The organism is Clostridium sp. C105KSO13, from assembly GCF_001517425.1.
Classification (GTDB): Bacteria; Bacillota; Clostridia; order Lachnospirales; family Lachnospiraceae; genus Muricomes.
In genome coordinates this window covers 1-488 of sequence record NZ_FBWL01000028.1, presented here as the reverse complement: position 1 = coordinate 488, position 488 = coordinate 1, and the positions used below count along the sequence as shown (strand labels likewise).

The 488-nt window shown below is 36.9% G+C and carries 1 pseudogene; it reads right to left on the bottom strand.

Features of this window, described 5'->3' with window-relative positions:
* A pseudogene (locus BN3456_RS00085) lies at positions 1 to 185 on the bottom strand (hypothetical protein); the annotation flags it as partial.
* Positions 186 to 488: the final 303 nt, after the last annotated feature.

The window sequence follows — 488 nt, the reverse complement described above, 5'->3', positions numbered from 1 at the left end:
ATGATTCCTCTCCACTCCCAGGGATCAAGCAGGCTGTCTTCAGACCACCAGTCGGCTGCATTCGTGTGTTCCTCCACCGAAAACCCCGGTATATCATTTTTGAAAAGTGGCAAAAAACCGGCCTTATTTATATATTCAATTAATTCTTCAACTGTTCGTATACATCTTTCGTCCGATTTAAGCATATATTTTCCTTCCTGAGGGTCCAACGAGGTGTTAATTAATCTTCATAATGCCCCTTACAGGAAGCAATAATGGTATTATCATTTTCTTACTTATGTACAATCCTAGCTTATGTACCAGGTTAAGTTAATTTGCATGCCACTCTAACTCATCCTTCTTCCACTCATAATCTGAAATACTTTTACAACTCTGTAGTAAATTAAGTATATTTTTCAACGCAATATACAATGCAACATGTCCTTGATATTCATAGCCTTCCCATGATGTAATTGCACTGAATGGTTCAATTAATGGTATTTTCAACA